At 70.2% G+C, this 1,171-nt stretch carries 1 protein-coding gene; it reads left to right on the top strand.

Annotation, left to right across the window (positions count from 1 at the left end; genetic code table 11):
- Nucleotides 1-1,171: potassium-transporting ATPase subunit KdpB (gene kdpB / locus FF041_RS37470; RefSeq protein ID WP_228388990.1), on the top strand; the 1,171-nt coding region annotated here is incomplete at both ends.

Here is a 1,171-nt window from a genome sequence, read left to right as displayed (position 1 = left end):
GGAGCAGGTCCCCGGCACCGAACTGCGCATCGGCGATCTGGTGGTCTGCGAGGCCGGTGACGTCATCCCCGGCGACGGCGACGTCGTCGAAGGCGTCGCCTCCGTGGACGAGTCCGCGATCACCGGCGAGTCCGCTCCCGTCATCCGGGAGTCCGGCGGCGACCGCAGCGCCGTCACCGGCGGTACGAAGGTGCTCTCCGACCGGATCGTCATCAAGATCACCACCAAGCCGGGCGAGACCTTCATCGACCGGATGATCAATCTGGTCGAGGGCGCGGCCCGGCAGAAGACGCCCAACGAGATCGCGCTCAACATTCTGCTCGCCTCGCTGACCGTCGTCTTCCTGCTGGCCGTCGTCACCCTCAAGCCGTTCGCCGTCTACGCGGGCGCCGACGACCAGACCTCGCTGATCGTGCTGACCGCCCTGCTGGTCTGTCTGATCCCCACCACGATCGGGGCGCTGCTCTCCGCGATCGGCATCGCGGGCATGGACCGGCTCGTCCAGCGCAATGTCCTCGCCATGTCCGGGCGGGCGGTGGAGGCGGCGGGCGATGTGTCGACGCTGCTGCTCGACAAGACCGGCACCATCACCCTCGGCAACCGCCAGGCCGCCGAGTTCGTGCCCGTGGGCGGCGTCACCGCGGCCGAACTCGCCGACGCCGCCCAGCTGTCCTCGCTCGCCGACGAGACTCCCGAGGGCCGCTCCATCGTCGTCCTCGCCAAGGAGAAGTACGGTCTGCGCGAGCGCCACCAGGGCGAACTCGCCGCCGCCGAGTGGATCGCGTTCACCGCCCAGACCCGGATGTCCGGCGTCGACGCCGACGGCCGCAAGATCCGCAAGGGCGCCACCGGCTCCGTCGTCTCCTGGGTCAGGGAGCAGGGCGGCGCCGTGGCCGCGGACGCCGACCGGATCACCGACGCCATCTCCGAAGCGGGCGGTACGCCGCTGCTGGTCGCCGTCGAGGACAGCGACGGCGCCCGGGTGCTCGGCGTCATCCACCTCAAGGACGTCGTCAAGGAGGGGATGCGCGAGCGGTTCGAGGAACTGCGCCGGATGGGCATCAAGACCGTCATGATCACGGGTGACAACCCGCTGACCGCCAAGGCGATCGCCGAGGAGGCGGGTGTCGACGACTTCCTCGCCGAGGCCACCCCCGAGGACAAGATGGCT

Origin of the sequence: Streptomyces jumonjinensis, assembly GCF_009600885.1 — a bacterium.
Lineage (GTDB): Bacteria > Actinomycetota > Actinomycetes > Streptomycetales > Streptomycetaceae > Streptomyces > Streptomyces jumonjinensis.
The sequence above is the reverse complement of the archived record's forward strand: the minus strand, read 5'-3'. Positions and strand labels throughout refer to the sequence as shown.